At 60.1% G+C, this 248-nt stretch carries 1 protein-coding gene; it reads right to left on the bottom strand.

The window, feature by feature from the left end; translation table 11 throughout:
- The coding region (locus tag SB753_RS40040; protein ID WP_410805547.1) for a TonB-dependent receptor domain-containing protein at positions 1 to 248 on the bottom strand (248 nt) is incomplete at both ends.

Below are 248 nucleotides of genomic sequence, written 5' to 3'. Positions count from 1 at the left end.
CGAGATTGATCGGCGCCGGCGTGACGACATTGCTTTGATTGATCTGATAGACGGCTGCGCTTAACGTCACGTTTTTGCCTGCGGGTCGCCAGCGCAGACCCGCCTCGATCTGCCGGCCGCGCGTCGGCTTGGGCAAGCCACCGCCGTTCATCCTCACGCCAATGACCGGATTAAACGATGTCGAATAACTTGCGTAGGGCGACAGTCCATAGTCGCCCTCGTAGGTGAGACCGACCCGACCCGAAAAG

This window comes from Paraburkholderia sp. SIMBA_053 (assembly GCF_046534895.1).
GTDB classification, from domain to species: Bacteria; Pseudomonadota; Gammaproteobacteria; order Burkholderiales; family Burkholderiaceae; genus Paraburkholderia; species Paraburkholderia caledonica.
Note: the sequence above shows the minus strand (reverse complement) of the source record. Positions and strands in the feature narration are given on the sequence as shown.